Raw genomic sequence first — 19,813 nt, forward strand, 5'->3', positions numbered from 1 at the left:
TTTATGCCTCCTAAAGAGCCGTTGAAGACTACGACGTTGATAGGTTGGATGTGGAAGCATAGCGATATGTGAAGCTGACCAATACTAATTGCTCGTGAGGCTTGACTATACAACACCCAAACAGTTGTTGTATCACAAGCATCAATCGATTCATAAAAGATCACTTGAAACTGATCAGATCAAATATCTTGATTCAGCCCTTGCTGAACATGATATTTCAGATACAATAGCCAACCTGTTAATAACTCATTTGGAACCAAGTAAGGCATTACAAGCGAAAGCATCGAGCTTAAGCAATGTAACTAAGACCCGAACAAGTCCATAACAGTTGTGCTGGCGACAATAGCAAGAGTGAACCACCTGATCCCTTCCCGAACTCAGAAGTGAAACCTCTTCGCGCTGATGGTAGTGTGGGGTTACCCATGTGAGAGTAAGTCATCGCCAGCTCATTATTCTAAACACCCTCAACTAGCGTTGGGGGTGTTTTTTTATGCAAGAGAGAAAATATTAAGAAGAAAAGTAGAAGAAAGAAGTTTAAAACAATATATTTACAATAATAAATTATGTGAAAAATATAGCATATATCAAAATATCATAAATTACTGCAAGTCTATTTGGTCGAATTTATCTACAACTTTAGTCTAGGTTTTTAAGAAAATTAACCAGAGTTAAGTTTTTGCTGTAGACAAAAAGTGAATATTGATTCATTTTATATACAAAAGTGAATAACCATTCATTTTTTATAAAATAAAAAGCTCACAATTGGAGGTGAGGGAAAAATGACAGCAACAACAATGAATGTGAATGCTGTAGTGGATCAAGCAAAGTTTAAACCTTTTCATTTAAAAATTGTACTTTGGTGCGTATTTGTCGTTATTTTTGACGGTTATGATTTGGCGATTAACGGTGTGGCTTTACCACTACTGATGCAAGAATGGAATATGACGGCTGTACAGGCAGGTATGCTTGCGAGTACGGCACTGGCAGGCATGATGTTTGGCGCCATGCTGTTTGGCATGTTGGCAGACAAAATTGGCCGTAAAAATGTCATATTAATTTGTGTGACGTTATTTAGTGGCTTTACTTTTTGGGGCGGCTTTGCATCCAACCCAACAGAGTTTGGTATTTTACGTTTTATTGCAGGTTTAGGGATTGGCGGGGTATTGCCTAACCTCGTGGCTTTAACCTCTGAATATGCACCACAAAAAATGCGTAGTACCTTAGTTACCACCATGTTCAGCGGCTATGCAGTGGGCGGCATTATGGCAGCCTTACTTGGTGCATGGTTGACGCCTAGCTTTGGCTGGGAAGTGATGTTCTATATTGCGGGATTACCGTTACTTATTTTGCCTTTATTGTGGTTTTTCTTACCAGAATCTTTAACTTTTTTGGTGAAAAAACAGCAACATGAAAAAGCGCGTCACATCGTCCAGCAAATTAGCCCACAAGAAAATATCAGCCCACAAACACAATTTGTATTAAATGAAGTACAAACCGCAGATGCCTCAATTGCAGCCTTATTTAAAAATAACCGTGGCATGAGTACTTTGCTGTTTTGGTGCTGCTTCTTTATGTGTTTGTTGATGGTTTATGCTTTGGGCAGTTGGTTGCCAAAACTGATGATGGCAGCAGGTTATTCGCTGGGTAACAGTTTAATGTTCTTAATGGCGATGAACATTGGTGCTGTGATCGGAACCATCAGTGGCGGGATTTTAGCAGACCGTTTCCACTTAAAACCTGTGATTATTGGCATGTTTTTATTGGGCGCATTCTCTCTAGTGGGTCTAGGCTTTAATTCACCACAGCCTGTGATTTATTTATTGGTGGGCTTAGCAGGTGCTTCTGCCATTGGCAGCAGTATTTTATTGTATAGCTTTGTTGCTCAGTATTATCCACTTACGATTCGTTCTACAGGTATCGGCTGTGCTTCTGCAGTGGGGCGTGTCGGTGCGATTGTAGGCCCTATTATTATTGGCGTACTTTTGGGCATGGATTTACCACATAAAATGAACTTTTTGGCGGTGGCGATTCCTGCAGTGATTGGTGCAATTGCAGTAGCACTGATTCGTTTACAAAGTACATCACAGGTGGTGAGTGAGCCAAGCGTGGTTAAAAAAGCCAGCCGATCTTATAGTTAATTGATCGTTAGTGTTTTGGGACTTTGAAATTAAGGAGCATTGCTCCTTAATTTTTTGCCTATTCACTTTGTAGAAGATTTAAGTAAGAAAGTGTGTATCGCTACATTTCTACTGTGCACGAGGTACATTTCATTGATTATGATGTCTTGATTAGCACAAGCAAAGATTGAATGAATAGAGGAGCAATTAGGATGCTCAAGATAAATCGGCAATACTATGGATTTATATGTCTAGTTGTATTGGGTTTAACTACAGGGTGTAATGCGCAAGTTGAGCCGAAACAGAACACGGCTGCTTTAGAGTCAAAATCAACTTCTGCACAAAATTTACAACGCTATCAAATACAGCCAATTGCAGATTTTAATGAGCCGTGGGCATTGGCAGAATTACCCGATGGACGCCTATTAATTACAGAAAAAGCGGGGAAATTAAAACTTTTTGATCCAAAAACAGGTCAAAGCTTAGATGTTCAAGCTATCCCTGAAGTCGCCTATGGCGGACAAGGTGGTTTGGGTGACGTCATTTTAGATCCTGACTTTAAACAGAATCAGCAGATTTATTTAAGTTATGCCGAAGCGGGTGCGGGTGGTTACGGTGCAGTCGTGATTCGGGGCAAGCTTGTATTAGATGCCAAACCCACGCCAAAACTCACCCAAATTCAAAGAATCTGGCAGCAAGTGCCGAAAGTATCGGGACAGGGGCACTATGCGCATCGTATAAAGTTTGGTGCAGATGGCAAATTGTGGATAAGTTCTGGTGAGCGACAAAAGTTTGAACCTGCTCAGGATTTAAAATCTAATTTAGGCAAAATTTTGTGTCTAAATGCAGATGGCACAACCCCTTTAGACAATCCATTTCAAACACATGGAGAGATTGCCAAGCAAGTCTGGAGTTTGGGACATCGCAACCCTTTAGGCATGGCATTCGATTCTACAGGGCAGCTTTGGGTTGCAGAAATGGGACCTAAAGGGGGTGATGAGTTGAATCTGATTGCCAAAGGCGAAAACTATGGCTATCCGTTGGTGTCGAACGGTGATCATTATAATGGTTTGCCCATTCCAGACCATGCGACTCGTCCTGAATTTACAGCCCCAGTGCTGGATTGGACGCCTGTCATCTCTCCCTCAAGTTTGATGTTTTATACGGGAGATGTATTTCCACACTGGAAGCATAAAGCCATTCTTGGTGGTTTATCTTCAAAAGCAATTATTGTGGTGGATACGCAAGCACAGCCTGTTCGGGAGTTACAGCGTATCGAGATGGGTCAGCGGATTCGTGGCGTACTTCAAGCACAGGATGGCAATATTTGGGTGATTGAAGATGGTCAATCTGCCAGATTGCTTAAATTGGTGGCTCCATAAAATAAATTTCTTCAGGTCTAAACTTATTTCAAAGTAGGACAAAAAACAAATAGAAAAAAGCCCCAACATCATGTCGGGGCTTTTTCAGATTTATGTTTAGGTATTACTCCTGTTATACCTTTCAGCGTCCTGCCGTTATATTATTTATTATTGTTATTCTTGCTTTTAGAAACATCCTGTTTCTGTATGTGTTAAATATAAAATGAAAGCTGATCTTTGCCTAGCGTCAATTTTCTGCAGTGCATGTAAGCTAAAACGTACAACGATATATCGGTAAAATATAGATCAATAAACTGGATTTATTTAATTTTAAGTATTTGATTATATTTAATAATTATCTTATTCAATAAAAAATCTCCCAAATTCATTTTCTTGTACTTGGGAGATTTGAACAGCAGAAAGATGCAGTAAGTATGCAAATTGATTACATCAACTTAATACCTTGTTGTCCTGCTGGGGTCACTCTAAAGATTTCAACTTCAAAGGTAATATTTTTACCCGCTAAAGGGTGGTTAAAGTCTACTTCAGTCACATCATCGTTGACAGATTTCACCACGCCATAGAGGCTTTGTTTGGCTTTATCTTCAAATTCAATCATGTGTCCTTCAACTGGATGTTGCTCAAATTTAACCGTATCAAAAGTTTGTACGTTTTCAGGATTCCATGGACCAAATGCTTCTTCAGGTGGAAGACTCACGGTACGACGGTCACCTGCACGTAAACCAAATAATGACTTTTCAAAACCAGGTAATAGGCTGCCATCGCCCATGACCAAACTTACAGGTTCAGCGCGGCTACGGGTGTTGTCAATTTCTACACCATTTTCAATGGCGACAGAAAAGTGCAATTCGACTTTTGAGCCATCTTCAATACGAGTTTCATCATTTGGATTAATAATTTCAGTCATGTTGCGCCTGCGCTCGTTCAATTCGGTGCTTTTCTAGGAAAAACGTATCAATTAACAGCAGAATGGTGCCAAGTGTGATGGCACTGTCTGCAATATTAAAGGCAGGGAAGTGGCTGTTGTTGTAGTACACGTGAATAAAATCGACCACGTAGCCAAGACTGACCCGATCAATTAAATTCCCAATCGCACCGCCTAAAATCAAGGCAATCGCCAAAGGCAGTACGATGACATTTTTTGGCATACGCATTAGCCAAAATACAAAAATTACAGACACTAAACCTGCCAGTGAGGTAAAGAAATAACGTTGCCATCCACCTGCATCGGACAAGAAACTAAAGGCAGCGCCATAGTTATGCAGTAAAGTCCAATTCAAAAAGGGCAATACAGGCACTGGATCTGCGTAATTCAGATGCGATACTGCAATCCATTTGGTCCATTGGTCGAGAATAATCGCGACAATGGACAAGCCCACCCACCATAAATTATGTGGATAGAACTGGAATAAGCCCTTTTTGTGTTGTGGATTAGGCATATTTTCTCTCTTCGCCTTGACCTGTTGGAAGGTTGATAATACAACGTGAGCATAAACCTGGGTGTGCAGAATGTGTATTCACATCAGGGAGTACATGCCAGCAACGTACGCATTTTTCGCCATCTGCTGCAGAAACTTTCACGTTCAAGCCATCTAAATCAGAGGCTTCACCTTGTGCAGCATCAAAGCCATTCACAACCACTTGTGAGGTAATCAGGACAAAACGTAGCTCATCGCCTAGTTTATCCAATACGGCTTTGAGTTCGTCATTCGCCCAAAGTTCAACTTTAGCAGACAAGTTGGAACCGACTGTTTTGGCGGTACGTGCAGCTTCAATGAATTTATTGACGGCAGATTTAACAGCGATCAGGGTTTGCCATTCCGCTTCTGCCAGTATGTTGGCTTCAGAAGCCACTGGGATGTCATACCATTCTGCAGTGAACACGTATTTTTCTGATTGCTCAGGAATTAGCGGCCATGCTTCTTGTGCCGTAAAGCTTAAGATTGGTGCCATCCAACGAACGAAAGCCTGAACCAAGTGATACAAAGCTGTTTGTGCAGAATGACGTGCTTGCGAGTCTGCTTTGGTGGTGTACTGACGGTCTTTGATGATATCGAGGTAGAAACCACCCAAGTCATTAATACAGAAGTTGGTCAGCGCACTGGTTACGATATGGAAGTTCATATCTTCATAGGCTTGCTGAATGGTTTTCTGTACTTCTGCGGCACGTTGCAGGATGTATTGATCCAGTGCAATCAACTGATCTACAGGCAGAGCATCTGTAGCGGGTTTGAAACCATTTAAGTTAGCCAACAAGAAACGCAAAGTATTACGGATACGACGATAACCGTCAGAGGCACGGCTAAAGATTTCCTTACCTGCGGTCATTTCATAGCGGTAATCTGCCGATGCAATCCAGAAGCGTAAGCCGTCTGCACCCATGTCTTTAATAATGTCTTGTGGAGTAATGATGTTACCCAACGATTTCGACATTTTGCGACCTTTTTCATCCACCACAAAGCCGTGTGTTAACAAGCCTTTATATGGTGCGCGTTCATTGATTGCAATCGAGGTGAGTAATGAAGATTGGAACCAACCACGGTGTTGGTCTGAACCTTCAAGATATAAATCGGCTGGGTCTTGCAACTCTTCACGCTCACGTAGTACGGCGTAGTGGGTCGTGCCTGAGTCGAACCATACGTCTAATGTATCGCGTACTGCATTGTAGTGCTCGGCATCCTCGCCAATGAAGTCTTTGGCTTCACGGTTGTACCAGCCATCAATCCCTTCTTGTTCGATCAGTTTCGCAACTTCTTCGATCAATTCAGGTGTGCGTGGGTGCAATTCGTTGGTGTCTTTATGTACAAAGAATGGAATTGGCACGCCCCAAGTACGTTGACGTGAAATACACCAGTCTGGGCGACCTTCAATCATCGCTTGGATACGGTTTTTACCCCAATCAGGTACAAAGCTGATGTCATTTTCAATCGCATTCAGTGCGCCTTGACGTAAACCTTCGGCATCCATGCTGATAAACCATTGTGGTGTAGCGCGGAAAATAATTGGAGTTTTATGACGCCAGCAGTGCGGATAGCTGTGTTTGATTGGGTGATGTGCCCACAGCTTATTGTTTTCTGCCAAAGTCGCAATAATTTGTGGATTGGCTTTGTAGATGTGTTCGCCTGCAAAGATTGGTGCAGTAGGTAAATATACGCCATTGCCACCGACAGGATTGTCAACTTTCAGGTTGTATTGTAAACCGACTTTATAGTCGTCCACACCGTGTCCAGGTGCGGTATGTACTGCACCAGTACCGCTGGCAGCGGTGACGTGTTCACCTAAAATTACCGGTACTTGACGCTCTTGAATTAGTGGGTGTTGCAAGATCAGGTTTTCAAGTTTGTCACCAGTAAAGTCTGCCAACAATTCATAGCTGTTAAAGCCATAGCGTTCAGTTGCAGACTGTACTAATTCTTTGGCTAAAATAAAGTTTTGTGCTGCTTTTTCATCGCTACGTGCTTTTACCAATTGATATTCAATTTCGGCATGCAAGGCAACAGCTTGGTTAGCAGGCAATGTCCACGGTGTTGTGGTCCAAATCACGATATCTGTTGCATCGGTAATTTGAACGCCCAAACGTGCAGATAAATCGGCTAAATCAACAACAGCAAAACCGACATCAATTGCATCGGATTTTTTATCTTCATATTCAACTTCGGCTTCTGCCAGTGCAGAACCACAATCTAGACACCAATTCACAGGTTTTAGACCAGGTTCAATATGGCCTGCTTTGGCAATTGCACCCAATGAACGTACGATGTCGGCTTCTTGCTTGAAATTCATGGTGAGGTAAGGGTTATCCCAATCACCAAATACACCCATACGCACGAAGTCTTTTTTCTGTAATTCAACTTGGGTGTAAGCATATTCACGGCAGGCTTTACGGAAAGTTGAGGCATCTACTTTAACGCCAACTTTACCGACTTTTTCTTCTACTTTGAGCTCAATTGGTAGACCGTGGCAGTCCCAGCCTGGAACATAAGGTGCGTCATAGCCATCCATGACACGGCTTTTAATAATAATGTCTTTCAGGACTTTATTGACCGCGTGACCCAAGTGAATTTGACCATTGGCATACGGAGGGCCATCGTGAAGCACATATTTTTTCTTGCCAATACGCGATGCACGAATCTGCTGATAAATGTTGTCGGCATACCACTCTTCTAACCATTTCGCTTCACGTACTGCGAGATTTGCTTTCATTGCAAATTCAGTACCTGGGAGGTTTAGCGTGGCTTTATAATCCACTGCATTTTCAGGAGTTTGCTTATCGCTCATGCAAGTTGTCTTCCAGTTGAATCAGCCCATGGACTGACGCGTTTTACATTAAATATTTAGGGTAAATTAAAAAGGGAAATTTGGATGATCTTGTCGAAATTCAAGAAGTTTTTCAACATCATCATCAATTCCCGCTTTGAGTGCTTCAAGCGAAGGGTAATTTTTTTCGCCATGTAAATAGTTTAAAAATGTGACCCGCATTAATAAGCCATACAGATTAGCAGAAACATTGGGGAAATGTACTTCTAATCGCCATTCGGGCTGTACTTGTTGGATGGCTGGGCGCGTACCCACATGTCCTGCACCAAACAGACTGTTCGGGCTGTAGCCTGCAACACCCGTTTTATCGGGATGATCATGTTTGACTTTTTCACTTAAAGCGGTGGTTTCACACACCACTTCAACGCCATAAATGCCATTTAAGCAGGGTTTATGGCGGTTTAAGCGCACATTAATGGTTGGAAAATCTAGGGTACGACCAATTTGATCGCCATATTGGACGCGCCCTGTAATGCTATATGGGCGTCCAAGCAGTTTGGCTGCCAGTGCCAAATCGCCTGCTTGTAAAGTTTGACGAATACGGGTTGAGCTAACACGCTCACCATTTAGTTCAATGGTGTTTAAATTGGTGACCTGAAAGCCATAGTTGCGCAAAAACTCGCTATTGCCTTGGCGGTTTTTACCAAAATGGAAGTCATCACCCAAGACCAAATGCGAGGCATTCAGGGTATCTTTTAAAAGTTTTGCAAAGGCTTCGGCGCTTAAACTGCGGAAATGATTGTCAAATTTCGCTACTGCAATGTAGTCGATGCCCAATTCAGTCAGATATTCGACTTTTTCCCGCAAAGAACTGATACGTGGCGGGGCATCATAACCTTTAAAAAATTCCAGTGGTTGTGGTTCAAATAGCATCACCACCGTTTTTAGTTGTTGTGCGGCAGCCACTGCTTTGAGTTGTTGAATCATCGCCTGATGACCGACATGCACGCCATCAAAATTGCCAATGGTCACGGCAGTTTGGGCGAGGTCGGTGGTTGAAGATAAAGCATTCAGGCGGAGCAGCTGCATGATCGGATGAAAGTTGAAAATTTGTAAGGGCTATATATTGCCATATTCTCGCGCTTTCGTCTTGCTGTTGTGTTTTTAACCTGAAAAATTATCTGAAAATCAGGCAAAATCCGACTATTTGAGCGCGAAAGGTGAACTGGATTTGCACCGCGTCAGATTTTCTTTTCTAATGTGCCCAGTTTCAATGATCTGTACGAGTAAATAGTGATGAATTCTGATTTCGCTTTAATTATGGCATTGCCCAGTGAGTCTAAAGGCTTGTTTGAGCAGGCTGGGATTCAGGTGCATTACAGTGGCATTGGCAAGGTCAATGCTGCATTTAAAGCCTTTGAAGTGATTCAAAAGACAGGTTGTAAAACTTTATTGAATTTAGGCACAGCTGGCAGCTCACATTTTGATGCACATGCTTTGGTGGAAGTCTGCCAGTTTGTGCAGCGCGATATGGATGTTTCTCCGTTGGGTTTTCAGGTGGGGGTCACGCCAATGGATCAGGAACATCCTGCAGAAATTCATTTGGAACGCTATTTTGAGCATTTGCCAAGTGGCATTTGTGGTACGGGGGATAGCTTTGAAACGGGTACGCCCAAAGTACCGTGTCAGTTGGTTGACATGGAAGGCTATGCGATTGCCAAAGTCTGTAAAAAATTAGGGGTGCGAATGCTGTCGGTGAAATACATTACCGATGGTGCCAATGATACGGCACATTTAGACTGGGAAGAAAACTTGTTGTTGGGTGCGCAAAAACTATTGTCTTTGTATCAGGGTCTTAAATAATATCGTTGCCAAAACGCCACGACCCTAGTCATAACTAGGGTCGTGAGTAAAAGTGCGTATCTTAGTTAGTGCTGTGCAATTAGTCTTCTGATTCTTGTTCAGGTGTGGCAGTGACCACAGCGGCTTGAGGTGCATCCACTTCGTCCTGACGCGGCATAATACCGTAGAGCATCATGTGAACTGTATGTTGCAAGACACGTTGCAACATGCTGCGGTTGCGCAGGGTTTTACCTGTCACCATTTCCATTTGCGTTGCAAAGTCGGCATAGTTTTGGGTAATCGCCCAAATATTCAAAATAAGCAATTCAGGATCAATCTGCTTAGACAGTTTGCCTTGATCTTGCCACATGGTAATGACTTTGGCTTTGCGTTTGACCAGTTTTTTCAGAGGGCCTTTTAAAATTTCCTGAATATGTGGCGCACCTTGAATCACTTCTAATGCAAATAGACGTGATGCTTTTGGCTGAGTACGTGAAACCTCAATTTTCTGCAGCAGATAATTGGTAATTGCTTCATCAGGCTCGAGTTCAGCTTCGAGCATTTGCAAAGGTGCAAGCCATTTTTGTAGTACTGTAGTTAGTACTTCAACATATAAGGCTTCTTTATTTTCATAATAATAGAAAATATTCGACTTATGCATCTCTGCAATTTGTGCGATTTCATCCAAACTTGCGCCGCTAAATCCGTATAAAGAAAATACGTCGAGTGCAGCATTGAGAAGCTGATGGCGTTTTTGTGTACTCTTTTTTTGTTCCATTCGTAATTTTAAAACAATGAAAAAAGGGAATTATTAATTGTACGGCAAATCATCAGGCTTGTGCATCTTTTAAAGATGTATTTTTAAAATATTTTTAGTTTATTCTGTAGTTTAGCTATGCAATCAATCAAAAAACCAATTAGGGTTGGGGAGTATATTTGCTCATGTATTTTTTGACTAAATGATTAGCGTTTGTTGATTTTATTTATAAATGGTAAAAGTGAAGTTTTACGGTGCTTAAGCTTGGGTTTGTTTAAAAAAATTAAAGAATGAATCGAGTGCCTTAATCAAGAGGAATAGATGAGCATTTGTATTGCCCTAACAATGGGAGAATCTAGCCCATTGTTAGCGTCAAGATTATTCAGTTGCCAATACTGCACTTAAGACCTGTTGTTCTAATGTGGCAAATTGCACACTTTTTTGGCGTGGTCGTGCCAGTGGCACCTGAAACTGTTGGGCAATACGTCCCTGATCGAGCAAAATAATCCGATCAGCCAGTTGTACTGCTTCACTGACATCGTGCGTGACTAAAATGGCGGTGAAACCTTGTTCGAGCCAAAGTTGCTCTATCAGGTTCTGCATTTCTAAACGTGTCAGGGCATCTAATGCGCCTAAGGGTTCATCAAGCAATAAAATGCGTGGTCGATGTGACAGAGCACGTGCTAAAGCCACACGTTGACGTTGTCCTCCTGAAAGTTGGCTTGGCCATAAATCGGCCTTCGCTTGCAGACCGACCTTTTCAAGTAAGTTGGCGGCTTCTGCATGTTGAGCGTTGGCCAAACCCAGTTGTACGTTCTGTTGGATATTACGCCAAGGCAATAGGCGAGGGTCTTGGAACATGACCCGTATATCATCGGATGTAATGCCTTCTCGAATATGTCGTGCTGACTTAAATTGAATGGAACCATAGCTGGCTTGTTCAAGATCGGCTATTAGACGCAGCAAGGTACTTTTACCACAGCCACTGCGTCCAACAATTGCCAGAAACTCACCAGGCTGAATATGCAAATTTAAGTCGGTTAAAACCTGAACTGAACCATAAAACTTGTGCAGTTGTTCAATGAGAATTTCTGCACCCATTGTATTGTTGTACTGCGCAGTTGGAGATTGGTGAGGGAGGTCTGTGCTGTGTACATGACGTCCCAAGCTTAAATCTGTCATGGGGATAATCCTTATTTTTGATAGGCTGGATGCCAGCGTAGTAAATACTTTTCTAACAGTACCGCGAACACATCGGCCAGTTTACCCAGCAGGGCGTAAAGTAAAATACCCACCAGTACAATATCGGTTTGTAGGAATTCGCGTGCATTCATGGTCATATAGCCAATGCCTGCCTGAGCAGAAATTGTTTCTGCCACAATTAACAGAACCCACACCAAACCAAGCGAAAAACGTAAACCGACTAAAATAGACGGCATCGCCCCGGGTAAAATAATGTCTTTATACAATTGCCAGCGGGTGAGCCCATAACTTTTACCCATTTCCAGCAACTGTGAATCTACAGAACGAATTCCGTGGTAGGTGTTGATATAGACTGGGAAAAACACCCCCACAGCAACTAAAAATAATTTGGCTGTTTCATCAATACCAAACCATAAAATCACCAGTGGAATCAGTGCCAGTGCAGGAATGTTGCGAATCATTTGTAAGGTGGTGTCAAGCAGCGTCGAGGCTGTTTTAGATGAGCCGTTGAGTAAGCCTAACAGCAGTCCTAATCCACCACCAATCAGCAAGCCTAGCAGGGCACGCCCTGCACTGACTTGAACGTGTTGCGCTAATTCACCACTGCTAAGTAACGTCCAAAAGGCACTGAGTACTGCACTTGGTGCGGGTAAAATGCGGCTTTGCAAAAGGCCTGTGCTTGAGGCCAGTTGCCACAAGGCAATTAAAGCGATGGGGAACAACCACGGCAGCAGTTGTTGTCCAATCAATGTTCCACGTGAAACCTTTTGCGCTTTGCCTAAACTTGAGGGTATTTGCTGACTCATTCGACTTGCTCCAGTTTACGCTGTGCAGATGTATGAGCAGCAGGTACATATTGATTTGCTACAATTTCACCAAAAGGACCAGTTAAATTAGGTTGAGCCAGTTTCTTTTGGGTTTCCAGTGGTAACAGTGGGAAAACCAACTCAGCAAAGCGAATAGACTCTTCCAAATGCGGATAACCAGAGAAAATAAAGGTACTGATGCCTAAGTCTGCATATTCCTGAATGCGAGCTGCCACCGTTTCAGGGTCGCCTACCAAGGCCGTTCCTGCACCACCACGGACCAAACCAACACCTGCCCACAGGTTAGGCGATACTTCCAGCTGGCTACGATTCCCTTGATGCAATGCCGCCATGCGACGTTGTCCAACCGAGTCCATGGCTTGGAACTTAGCCTGTGCTGAGGCAATGGTGGCATCATCTACATATTGAATCAGGTCTTCTGCTGCTTGCCATGCTTCGGCATTGGTTTCACGAACAATCACATGCAAGCGAATGCCGTAATTTAAACTGCGTCCTTTAGCAGCTGCTTTGGCTTTTAATAGTTCAAGTTTTTCTTTGACTGCAGCAGGTGGTTCACCCCAGGTTAAATAGGTATCCACCTGTTCGCTGGCCAGCTCAATGGCTGCTTCAGAGGAACCACCAAACCATAGTGGCGGATGTGGATGTTGTACAGGTGGATATAGCAATTTAGCATCATCAACCTGTAAGCGTTTGCCATGAAAACTGAACGACTCACCTGAATGTGAACGGCTTAAAATTTCACGCCAAATGTGGGTGTATTCTGCCGCAGTTTGATAACGGGTGCTGTGATCTTCATAGAGCCCATCACCTTTGAGCTCTTGTTCATCGCCACCTGTGACCAAATTCAGTAAAAGACGACCATGTGATAGTCGGTCAAAGGTTGCAGCCATGCGTGCCGCCAACGCAGGTGTGGTAATACCTGGACGTAATGCCACCAAAAATTTGAGCTTTTGTGTGGCGTCAATCAGACTGGCTGCAGTAATCCACGGATCTTCACAAGAACGGCCTGTAGGAATTAAAACCCCTTCATAACCCAAATGTTCAACAGTCAGTGCGATTTGTTTCATATAGGCATGATCGACTTGGCGAGCGCCCTTGTTGGTACCTAAATAACGACTGTCACCGTGGGTAGGAATAAACCAAAAAATTTTCATCTTAATATCCTTGTTGTGTATGTTTAAGGTGTAATGCTGTGCTGGTCTTTCCAAACCACACTTTGAATTTTGATAGACTGCGGAATCAGTTGGTCTTGCTGAAAGCTGTTGGCAATGTGTTGTTGTGATTGAATGACCTGATTGTTCAGCGGGTAAATTGGAGATGGTTTTAAGCGTTGCTGAAATACGGGTGTGGCAATATGTGGTGCTAAACCTGTACTTTGGGTGTAAATAGACAAAGCCTGATCTTGATGCTGAAGAATCCATTGATCTGCAGCATTCAAGCTTGCTAAAACCTTGCTGACCGCTTGAGGGTGCTGCTGTATAAATTTAGGATTGCCAATATAGAAGGCATAACTTTTTGGGAATGCTGTGCCATCAATCAAGACCTGTGCTTGCGCATCGAGCTTGGCAGCACTTAAAAATGGATCCCAAATGACCCAAGCATCAATGCTGTTTTTATCAAATGCTGCACGAGCTTCTGCAGGCGCAAGCCAAATAGGTTGAATGTCTTTCCAGCTTAGCTGGGCTTGCTTTAATACTTTGCCCAATAATTCATGCGCACTAGAGCCTTTTTGCACGGCAATGCGTTTGCCTTTTAAATCTTGCAACGATTGAATCGGGCTGCCTGATGGAACGACCAAAGCCTGTGAAGTTGGGGTCACCACTTCATAACCGACATAGCTAATATCTTTGCCTGCAGCTTGGGCAAAAATAGGCGGGGTATTGCCCACGTAGCCAAAATCGACAGCACCCACCGCCAAGGCTTCTAGCATTTGTGGGCCAGCAGGAAACTCTTTCCAGTCAACTTTGACATTGGGCAGTTGCTGCTCAAATAACTTTTGTTGACGGGCAACCAGTAAATTTAAAGCAGACTTTTGGTAACCAATGCTGAGATGTTGCAGAGGGGCAGCAGAACTTTTTGCTGAATCCGCACTGGCTGAAATTTTTTCACAGCCTGTGAAGCCCAGACTGAATAGACCTAAACTAAATAATGTGAATGTTTGTAGCGCTTTCATTTAACTGTCCTGATTTTTTGTTTTATGGCGATGTGCTTGTTGTGGGTTTTAAAATTGCAGCTTGAATGTCAATTTTTTGTGGAATTAACTTTTGTTGATAGAAGGCATCTGCAACTTGCTGTTGTTGTTGAACCACTTGTGCAGAAATGTTTTGCACACCAAAACCCATGCGGGCAATAGAACGGCTCAAAATATCGACTGATAAACCTGTCGGTTTTTCTAAGAGTTGTGCAGCCTGTTGTGGATGTTGCTGAATCCACTGTGTGGTGGTATTCAGTTGCTGTACCACTGTGTTTAACAATTCAGGATGAGCTTCGGAAAATTGACGATCTGCCAAATAAAACTGATGATTGCTCACCAAGTTTTGCCCTGTGGCCAGAACACGCGCACCCAGCTGTTGTTCTGCCGCAGCAAAGAAGGGATCCCAAATGACCCATGCATCGACAGCACCACGTTCAAATGCAGCTCGGGCATCGGCAGGGGGTAAATACACCACATGAATATCTTCAAGTTTGAGCTGATGCGCTTGCAAAACTTTTAAAAGCAGATAATGCACATTGGAACCTTTATTGAGTGCAATACGTTTGCCTTTTAAATCTTGGACAGACTGGAGGTTTGAATTTTTGGGTACAATCAGCGCCTCAGCTAAAGGTGCAGCAGGCTGATTAGCCACGTAGACCAAGTCGGCTTGTGCTGCCTGAGCAAAAATAGGCGGTGCTTCTCCTGCTTCCCCAAAAACCACACTGCCTACATTTAAGCCTTCTAACAGTTGAGGGCCTGCAGGAAATTCCACCCAATTAATTTTGACATTCTGATTTTTAAGGGCGTTTTCCAGTACGGCACGTTCTTTGACAATTGGCAAAATACCGTATTTTTGATAGCCAATATTTAAGGTGATTTGATTGGCAGCTTGGTTTGGAGTACAGCCTGAGAGCAGCATGATTCCGACCCAAGCCGTAGATGTAAAAATCGTTTTTTTCCAAAAAGATGTCGAAATTGGGTACATGCAAATGTGCTCCTGAAAATAAACCCCAACGGGTGTAGCGGGCTAGATGACACATACGCTAAACAGGTTTGTTTTTTGAAAAAAATAATAAATCGGAAATTTCTAAGCAGAAATTGAGATAAATAAAAAAGTGCAAACCTTATGTTTAAAACTGCACAAATTGTAGGAGGATAGTCAGCAGTATTTATTTTTAAGTTTATGATTTTTATTGCTTATTTTTATTATTGAAGTTGAGAGATAAATATAGTGAATTTACAGCTAAGGCTTTGTTTTCAAAATAGAAGTATTTTTTGAACTGGTTGCATAAGCTTATGCAAAATTGAGCTATATCGCCTACAGGCAAAAAGTCACTTTATAGTGACTTTTTGCAAACAATGGAGTTGCGTTGATAGTTATATAAGGCCTGACGGGCATCGGGCAGTTCATCGACACTGGCAGGGGAAAAGCCTTGTTCTAAAAACCAATGTGCGGTGCGGGTAGTCAAAATAAACAACTGCTGAATACCCATGGCTTTGGCTTTATCTTCTAAATAATCCAGAATTTGGCGGCCACGGTTCGATTTACGATAAGCAGGATGCACGGCCACGCAGGCAATTTCAGCAGACCTTAATTCATTGCCTGTGGTAGGAATAGGGTAGAGTGCTGCACAGGCTAGAATCATGCCATCTCGCTCAATCACTGCAAATTGCCCAATTTCATTTTCCAGACGTTCACGTGAGCGATACACCAATACACCTTCTTCTTCTAAAGGGCGTAATAGTCGAATCAGACCGCCCACATCTTGAATATTGGCTGTACGTACTTCTTCATAATGTGCATCACTGACCATCGTGCCTGAACCATCGCGGGTAAATAGCTCTTCTAATAATGCACCATCATAAGCATAAGAAATCAGATGTACACGATGCACGCCGTTGAGCGAAGCCTCTTGTGCTGCATTTAAGTGTAGTGCCAATTCAGGATGATGCTGTTGCGCAGCCTGAATATATTGATTTAAGTGTTGTGGGTGAATTTCACGTTGCAATTGCCTTTCGGTATTCACTAATCCGTGCTGTTCGCCTAAGAAAATGAGCTTATCAGCTTTTAAATGAATGGCAGTTTTGGTGGCGACTTCTTCTGCCAAAAGATTAAATACTTCACCTGTGCTGGAATAGCCTGTAGGCCCTAACAACACAATATTGTGGTTTTCTAAATGGCGCTGAATGGCATCGGTATCGACACTGCGGACTTCACCTGTGAGTTGGTAATCGACCCCATCACGGATGCCATACGGTTTGGCGGTAATGAAGTTACCCGACACCACATCGATACGTGCGCCATACATGGGAGAGTTGGCCAGCCCCATCGACAATAAGGCTTCAATTTGCAGACGAATTGAACCCACCGCATTCATCACACAGGATAATGACTCACGTGTGGTGACACGACGTTGCAAATGAAAAGGGGTGTCAATTTGGCTGAATTTCAGATTTTGATTAATTTGTGGACGTGCGCCGTGGACCAAAATCAGACGAATTCCCAGCGAATGCAGTAGGGCAATATCATGAATAATGTGCTGAAAGTTTTCATGCAAAACCGCTTCACCATCGAACATAATCACAAAGGTTTTATTGCGGTGGGCATTGATATAAGGCGCAGAATGTCTAAACCAATGCACATATTGTAAGGTTGTGCTGTGCGGGTTTTCAGTTGGAGTCATTCGTTGGCCTGCTGTAATGATCGATGGTGCTGTCTTTGATTCTAATCAAAAAATTCTGCAGCGGAAGACTAAATATAAAAAAACACCTGAATGGTGCTTCAGGTGTTGTGGAGAAATGCTATTTTTCAGCTCAGGCTGAACGGTTTTAGCCAATAATACGAATAATACGCTGGGTGCGCTCATTAATCAGCACATAGTCACCGTTGACTTTATACCACTGCTGATAACGACCTGTGTTGGGTAAACGACGTGCTTCACGATCACTGACTTTGTAGCGGTTCGCATCATATCCGCGTGGGAGGTTTTGACCTACACGCCAGTCACGGCTTGGATTCACACGTTTCTGATTATAACGTTTTTGCTCCCATTGCGTATGCTGACGTTGATTGTCCCAGTGGTTGCTGTGATGTTTATAGGTGGCATTTGCTTGATGGCGACGGTCATCATAACGGTGGTCTGGTGCAGCCATTGCAGAAGTTGTCAGGATGGCCGTTACAGACAGGGCAAGAATGCTGAGCGCTTTTTTCATGAATGTTCACCTTCGGTTTCTTTTGAATGTTGAGTTGATGCATTCAAATTAATGCAGAACTCAAGAGAAACGATGGTGGATAGTTGGCTGAATTGTGAATTTGATGGAGAAAACGAGGAGAATGGATGTACCGCTTTGCAAGATGAGAAACCAAGATGTGCTTGGTTATCTATTCTTTTGAAGGGATTACCGTGGAAAGTAAAGAATCTATAAAAAGCCCAGATATATATACTTGGGCTTTATGATTTTTCTAAGATATTGAATAATATGGGGTAAATTGAAATTGCGTATAAGCTGATTATGTTAATTTAGCTTTAAGCATTGGAGGGTGTAAATAATTCTGTGTAAATACAGTTTTAAAAATACTTGCGCTTGGGCATAAGCGTCTAGCTGTAGGAATCACCCTCTTTTAAGGGGGGAGGATGTCAAGAACCTGCAATACGCAAGATATGATGGTTTTCCAAATCGACTAAAATATAGTCCTGATTGATTTTATACCATTGTTGCTTACGTTCAGGTCTAGGCAAGTCGTGATCTTGATAATCGACCTTATAGCCATTACCACGATAGTGCTGCGGCATGACATAGCCCGTTTGCCACTTATGTTGCTGCAAGCGTTTTACACCACGTTCTTCACGCATACGACGCTTATCTTGTACACGCTCTTCCATATTGGCACGAAATTCACGTTTATTTTGTGCCTGATAACGCGGGTGTTCCGCATCATCCCGATCAAATTGAGGAGCAGCAGTTGCTAAATTACTGCCAAGTAAAGCACTGAAAGACATTGCCAGAACTGTCAAAATCTTTTTCATGTAAACCCCTCATTTCTCATCTCTATTTCACAGTTCATACTTTAGCCATTAAATGCAGAGAAACTGTGAAGAAAGCACATGAATTTTTTAAATAAAGCCTGATGCTACAGTATAGAGTCTATTCTATTATGCGACAAAAAAAGCATTTTGAATGTATGTGCATGCAGAAAATATAGGGGAAGGGGTTGGGGTATTATATTTTAGATCGAGCATGACCATAGCAGCGAGCTGCTATGGGATGCATCAGTTCCACTGATCTGCTAAACCTTGTAAAGACTGCACTGCGCTCGCTACACATTCGGCTTTTTCTTTGTCATCTAAGGCAACAATCAAATGTTGGCTCAGTTGTAAAGTTTCAATACTTTGAATCACGGCTGTTTTTCGTTTCATATCCGTCATCGCAATCTACCTCAATACTGTTGAAGATGGATTTAGAATAAAGGATTTACATTAATTTGAAAAACAGTTTAGTTTTATAATTTCAATCCAATAAATCGATTGATGTATTGCCCCTGAGTTTGGTAGCTTCACTGGATTTTAGTAAGCGTAGTTTAAGTCGGTATAGTCGGTGAGTGATTTTTGAATATGTGCATTAATAAATTCACGTACATCTTCAGCTGTCATCGGTGCACCTTGTTTTGTAATCACGTGTTCAATTTCAGGTTGCCCTTCAATTTTAATACGATAGACAAAGTTTTTAACCACGTGATAGCGATCATCCAACTTTTCAATGCCAGTGACATAGTGGTAAGCGTGTTCAAAATTGAGATCGGTATGTGAAAACACAAACTGATCAAACAATTTGATTTTTTGGCCGTTGTCGAGCGCTTGAATATCATCCACGATGCTGGCTTCAAACTTCATGCCGTATTTTTCAGAAATAGGCTGACCATCAATCAGTAAAGACACCATGCCATCTTCTAGCGGGGTTACGGTGATGTTATTTAATTCAGTCATGTTGTTCTCTGCAGCGTAAGAGTGGGATAGAAAGGCAGAAGCGTAGCGAGTGAATTCTGTTTATGCAAGATGCATACAGACAATTACTGCGGTGGCCTTTAAGTGCTTATTTTACACAAGATGAAGGTCTGAAAACTGGCAGTATGATATGCAACTTGCATAAAAAAGAAAGCTGATCTGAATTTGCTGTAGCACTGGCAGCATGAAGGCTAAGTCATGTGTGGGATAGATAATGTATTTCATATATCT

18 protein-coding genes and 2 rRNA genes are annotated in these 19,813 nt (G+C 42.5%); 5 read left to right on the plus strand and 15 right to left on the minus strand.

The window, feature by feature from the left end:
- The 4 genes from HYG89_RS08015 to HYG89_RS08030 form a co-directional block, all read left to right on the plus strand.
- Positions 1-109 (plus strand): 23S ribosomal RNA (locus HYG89_RS08015); the annotation flags it as partial.
- A 223-nt stretch (positions 110-332) separates the two neighbouring features.
- A 5S ribosomal RNA gene (rrf, locus tag HYG89_RS08020) occupies positions 333-447 on the plus strand.
- 332 nt (positions 448-779) lie between these two features.
- The gene (locus HYG89_RS08025; protein ID WP_004974034.1) at positions 780-2,138 is read left to right on the plus strand and encodes an MFS transporter; all 1,359 of its coding nucleotides are present in this window, start codon (positions 780-782) and stop codon (positions 2,136-2,138) included.
- Positions 2,139-2,329: 191 nt separating this feature from the next.
- Positions 2,330-3,499 (plus strand): PQQ-dependent sugar dehydrogenase, encoded by a 1,170-nt coding sequence (locus tag HYG89_RS08030; RefSeq protein WP_178867010.1) that lies wholly within the window; start codon positions 2,330-2,332, stop codon positions 3,497-3,499.
- 424 nt (positions 3,500-3,923) lie between these two features.
- Here HYG89_RS08030 and HYG89_RS08035 read toward each other — a convergent pair whose 3' ends face one another.
- The 4 genes from HYG89_RS08035 to ribF form a co-directional block, all read right to left on the minus strand.
- Entirely contained in the window at positions 3,924-4,406 is a 483-nt protein-coding gene (locus tag HYG89_RS08035; RefSeq protein ID WP_004974037.1) for a peptidylprolyl isomerase, read from the minus strand.
- Positions 4,399-4,938 (minus strand): signal peptidase II, encoded by a 540-nt coding sequence (gene lspA, locus HYG89_RS08040; RefSeq protein WP_004974039.1) that lies wholly within the window; start codon positions 4,936-4,938, stop codon positions 4,399-4,401. Before lspA ends, HYG89_RS08035 begins: the two co-directional genes overlap by 8 nt.
- Positions 4,931-7,777, minus strand: coding sequence for an isoleucine--tRNA ligase (gene ileS / locus HYG89_RS08045; protein ID WP_178867012.1), 2,847 nt, complete (start codon positions 7,775-7,777; stop codon positions 4,931-4,933). Before ileS ends, lspA begins: the two co-directional genes overlap by 8 nt.
- A 66-nt stretch (positions 7,778-7,843) precedes the next feature.
- A complete protein-coding gene (gene ribF / locus HYG89_RS08050; protein WP_178867014.1) occupies positions 7,844-8,845 on the minus strand; it encodes a riboflavin biosynthesis protein RibF in 1,002 nt (333 codons plus the stop codon).
- Between the two features lie 207 nt (positions 8,846-9,052).
- On the opposite strand from ribF, the gene HYG89_RS08055 reads away from it, so the two are divergent.
- On the plus strand, positions 9,053-9,619 hold the full coding sequence (locus HYG89_RS08055) for a 5'-methylthioadenosine/S-adenosylhomocysteine nucleosidase (RefSeq protein WP_136144516.1): 567 nt from the start codon (positions 9,053-9,055) through the stop codon (positions 9,617-9,619).
- Positions 9,620-9,698: 79 nt separating this feature from the next.
- Here the strand turns inward: HYG89_RS08055 and HYG89_RS08060 are convergent, their stop codons facing one another.
- The 11 genes from HYG89_RS08060 to HYG89_RS08110 all read right to left on the minus strand — a co-directional run bounded on the left by HYG89_RS08060 (position 9,699) and on the right by HYG89_RS08110 (position 19,564).
- Positions 9,699-10,376 carry a TetR family transcriptional regulator C-terminal domain-containing protein gene (locus HYG89_RS08060; protein WP_178867015.1) on the minus strand — a complete coding sequence of 226 codons (678 nt, stop codon included), beginning with the start codon at positions 10,374-10,376 and terminating at the stop codon, positions 9,699-9,701.
- A 357-nt stretch (positions 10,377-10,733) separates the two neighbouring features.
- The gene (locus HYG89_RS08065) at positions 10,734-11,456 is read right to left on the minus strand and encodes an ABC transporter ATP-binding protein (protein ID WP_371971162.1); all 723 of its coding nucleotides are present in this window, start codon (positions 11,454-11,456) and stop codon (positions 10,734-10,736) included.
- A gap of 92 nt (positions 11,457-11,548) precedes the next feature.
- Complete coding sequence (gene ssuC / locus HYG89_RS08070) at positions 11,549-12,364, minus strand: aliphatic sulfonate ABC transporter permease SsuC (protein ID WP_131261248.1); 816 nt, start codon at positions 12,362-12,364, stop codon at positions 11,549-11,551.
- Positions 12,361-13,539, minus strand: coding sequence for an FMNH2-dependent alkanesulfonate monooxygenase (ssuD, locus tag HYG89_RS08075; RefSeq protein ID WP_131261247.1), 1,179 nt, complete (start codon positions 13,537-13,539; stop codon positions 12,361-12,363). The genes ssuC and ssuD overlap by 4 nt, the downstream gene beginning before the upstream one ends.
- 23 nt (positions 13,540-13,562) lie before the next feature.
- The gene (locus HYG89_RS08080; RefSeq protein ID WP_178867017.1) at positions 13,563-14,558 is read right to left on the minus strand and encodes an aliphatic sulfonate ABC transporter substrate-binding protein; all 996 of its coding nucleotides are present in this window, start codon (positions 14,556-14,558) and stop codon (positions 13,563-13,565) included.
- 22 nt (positions 14,559-14,580) lie between these two features.
- Entirely contained in the window at positions 14,581-15,564 is a 984-nt protein-coding gene (locus HYG89_RS08085) for a sulfonate ABC transporter substrate-binding protein (RefSeq protein ID WP_178867019.1), read from the minus strand.
- Positions 15,565-15,916: 352 nt separating this feature from the next.
- Complete coding sequence (gene argA, locus HYG89_RS08090; RefSeq protein WP_178867021.1) at positions 15,917-17,263, minus strand: amino-acid N-acetyltransferase; 1,347 nt, start codon at positions 17,261-17,263, stop codon at positions 15,917-15,919.
- A gap of 145 nt (positions 17,264-17,408) precedes the next feature.
- The gene (locus tag HYG89_RS08095) at positions 17,409-17,792 is read right to left on the minus strand and encodes an RcnB family protein (RefSeq protein WP_178867023.1); all 384 of its coding nucleotides are present in this window, start codon (positions 17,790-17,792) and stop codon (positions 17,409-17,411) included.
- A gap of 425 nt (positions 17,793-18,217) precedes the next feature.
- Positions 18,218-18,607 carry an RcnB family protein gene (locus HYG89_RS08100; RefSeq protein ID WP_131261242.1) on the minus strand — a complete coding sequence of 130 codons (390 nt, stop codon included), beginning with the start codon at positions 18,605-18,607 and terminating at the stop codon, positions 18,218-18,220.
- Positions 18,608-18,850: 243 nt separating this feature from the next.
- Positions 18,851-19,006 (minus strand): hypothetical protein, encoded by a 156-nt coding sequence (locus HYG89_RS08105; RefSeq protein WP_165492522.1) that lies wholly within the window; start codon positions 19,004-19,006, stop codon positions 18,851-18,853.
- A 138-nt stretch (positions 19,007-19,144) separates the two neighbouring features.
- Positions 19,145-19,564 (minus strand): hypothetical protein, encoded by a 420-nt coding sequence (locus tag HYG89_RS08110; RefSeq protein ID WP_178867025.1) that lies wholly within the window; start codon positions 19,562-19,564, stop codon positions 19,145-19,147.
- Positions 19,565-19,813: the final 249 nt, after the last annotated feature.

This window comes from Acinetobacter sp. SwsAc5, from assembly GCF_013391485.1.
GTDB lineage: Bacteria > Pseudomonadota > Gammaproteobacteria > Pseudomonadales > Moraxellaceae > Acinetobacter > Acinetobacter towneri.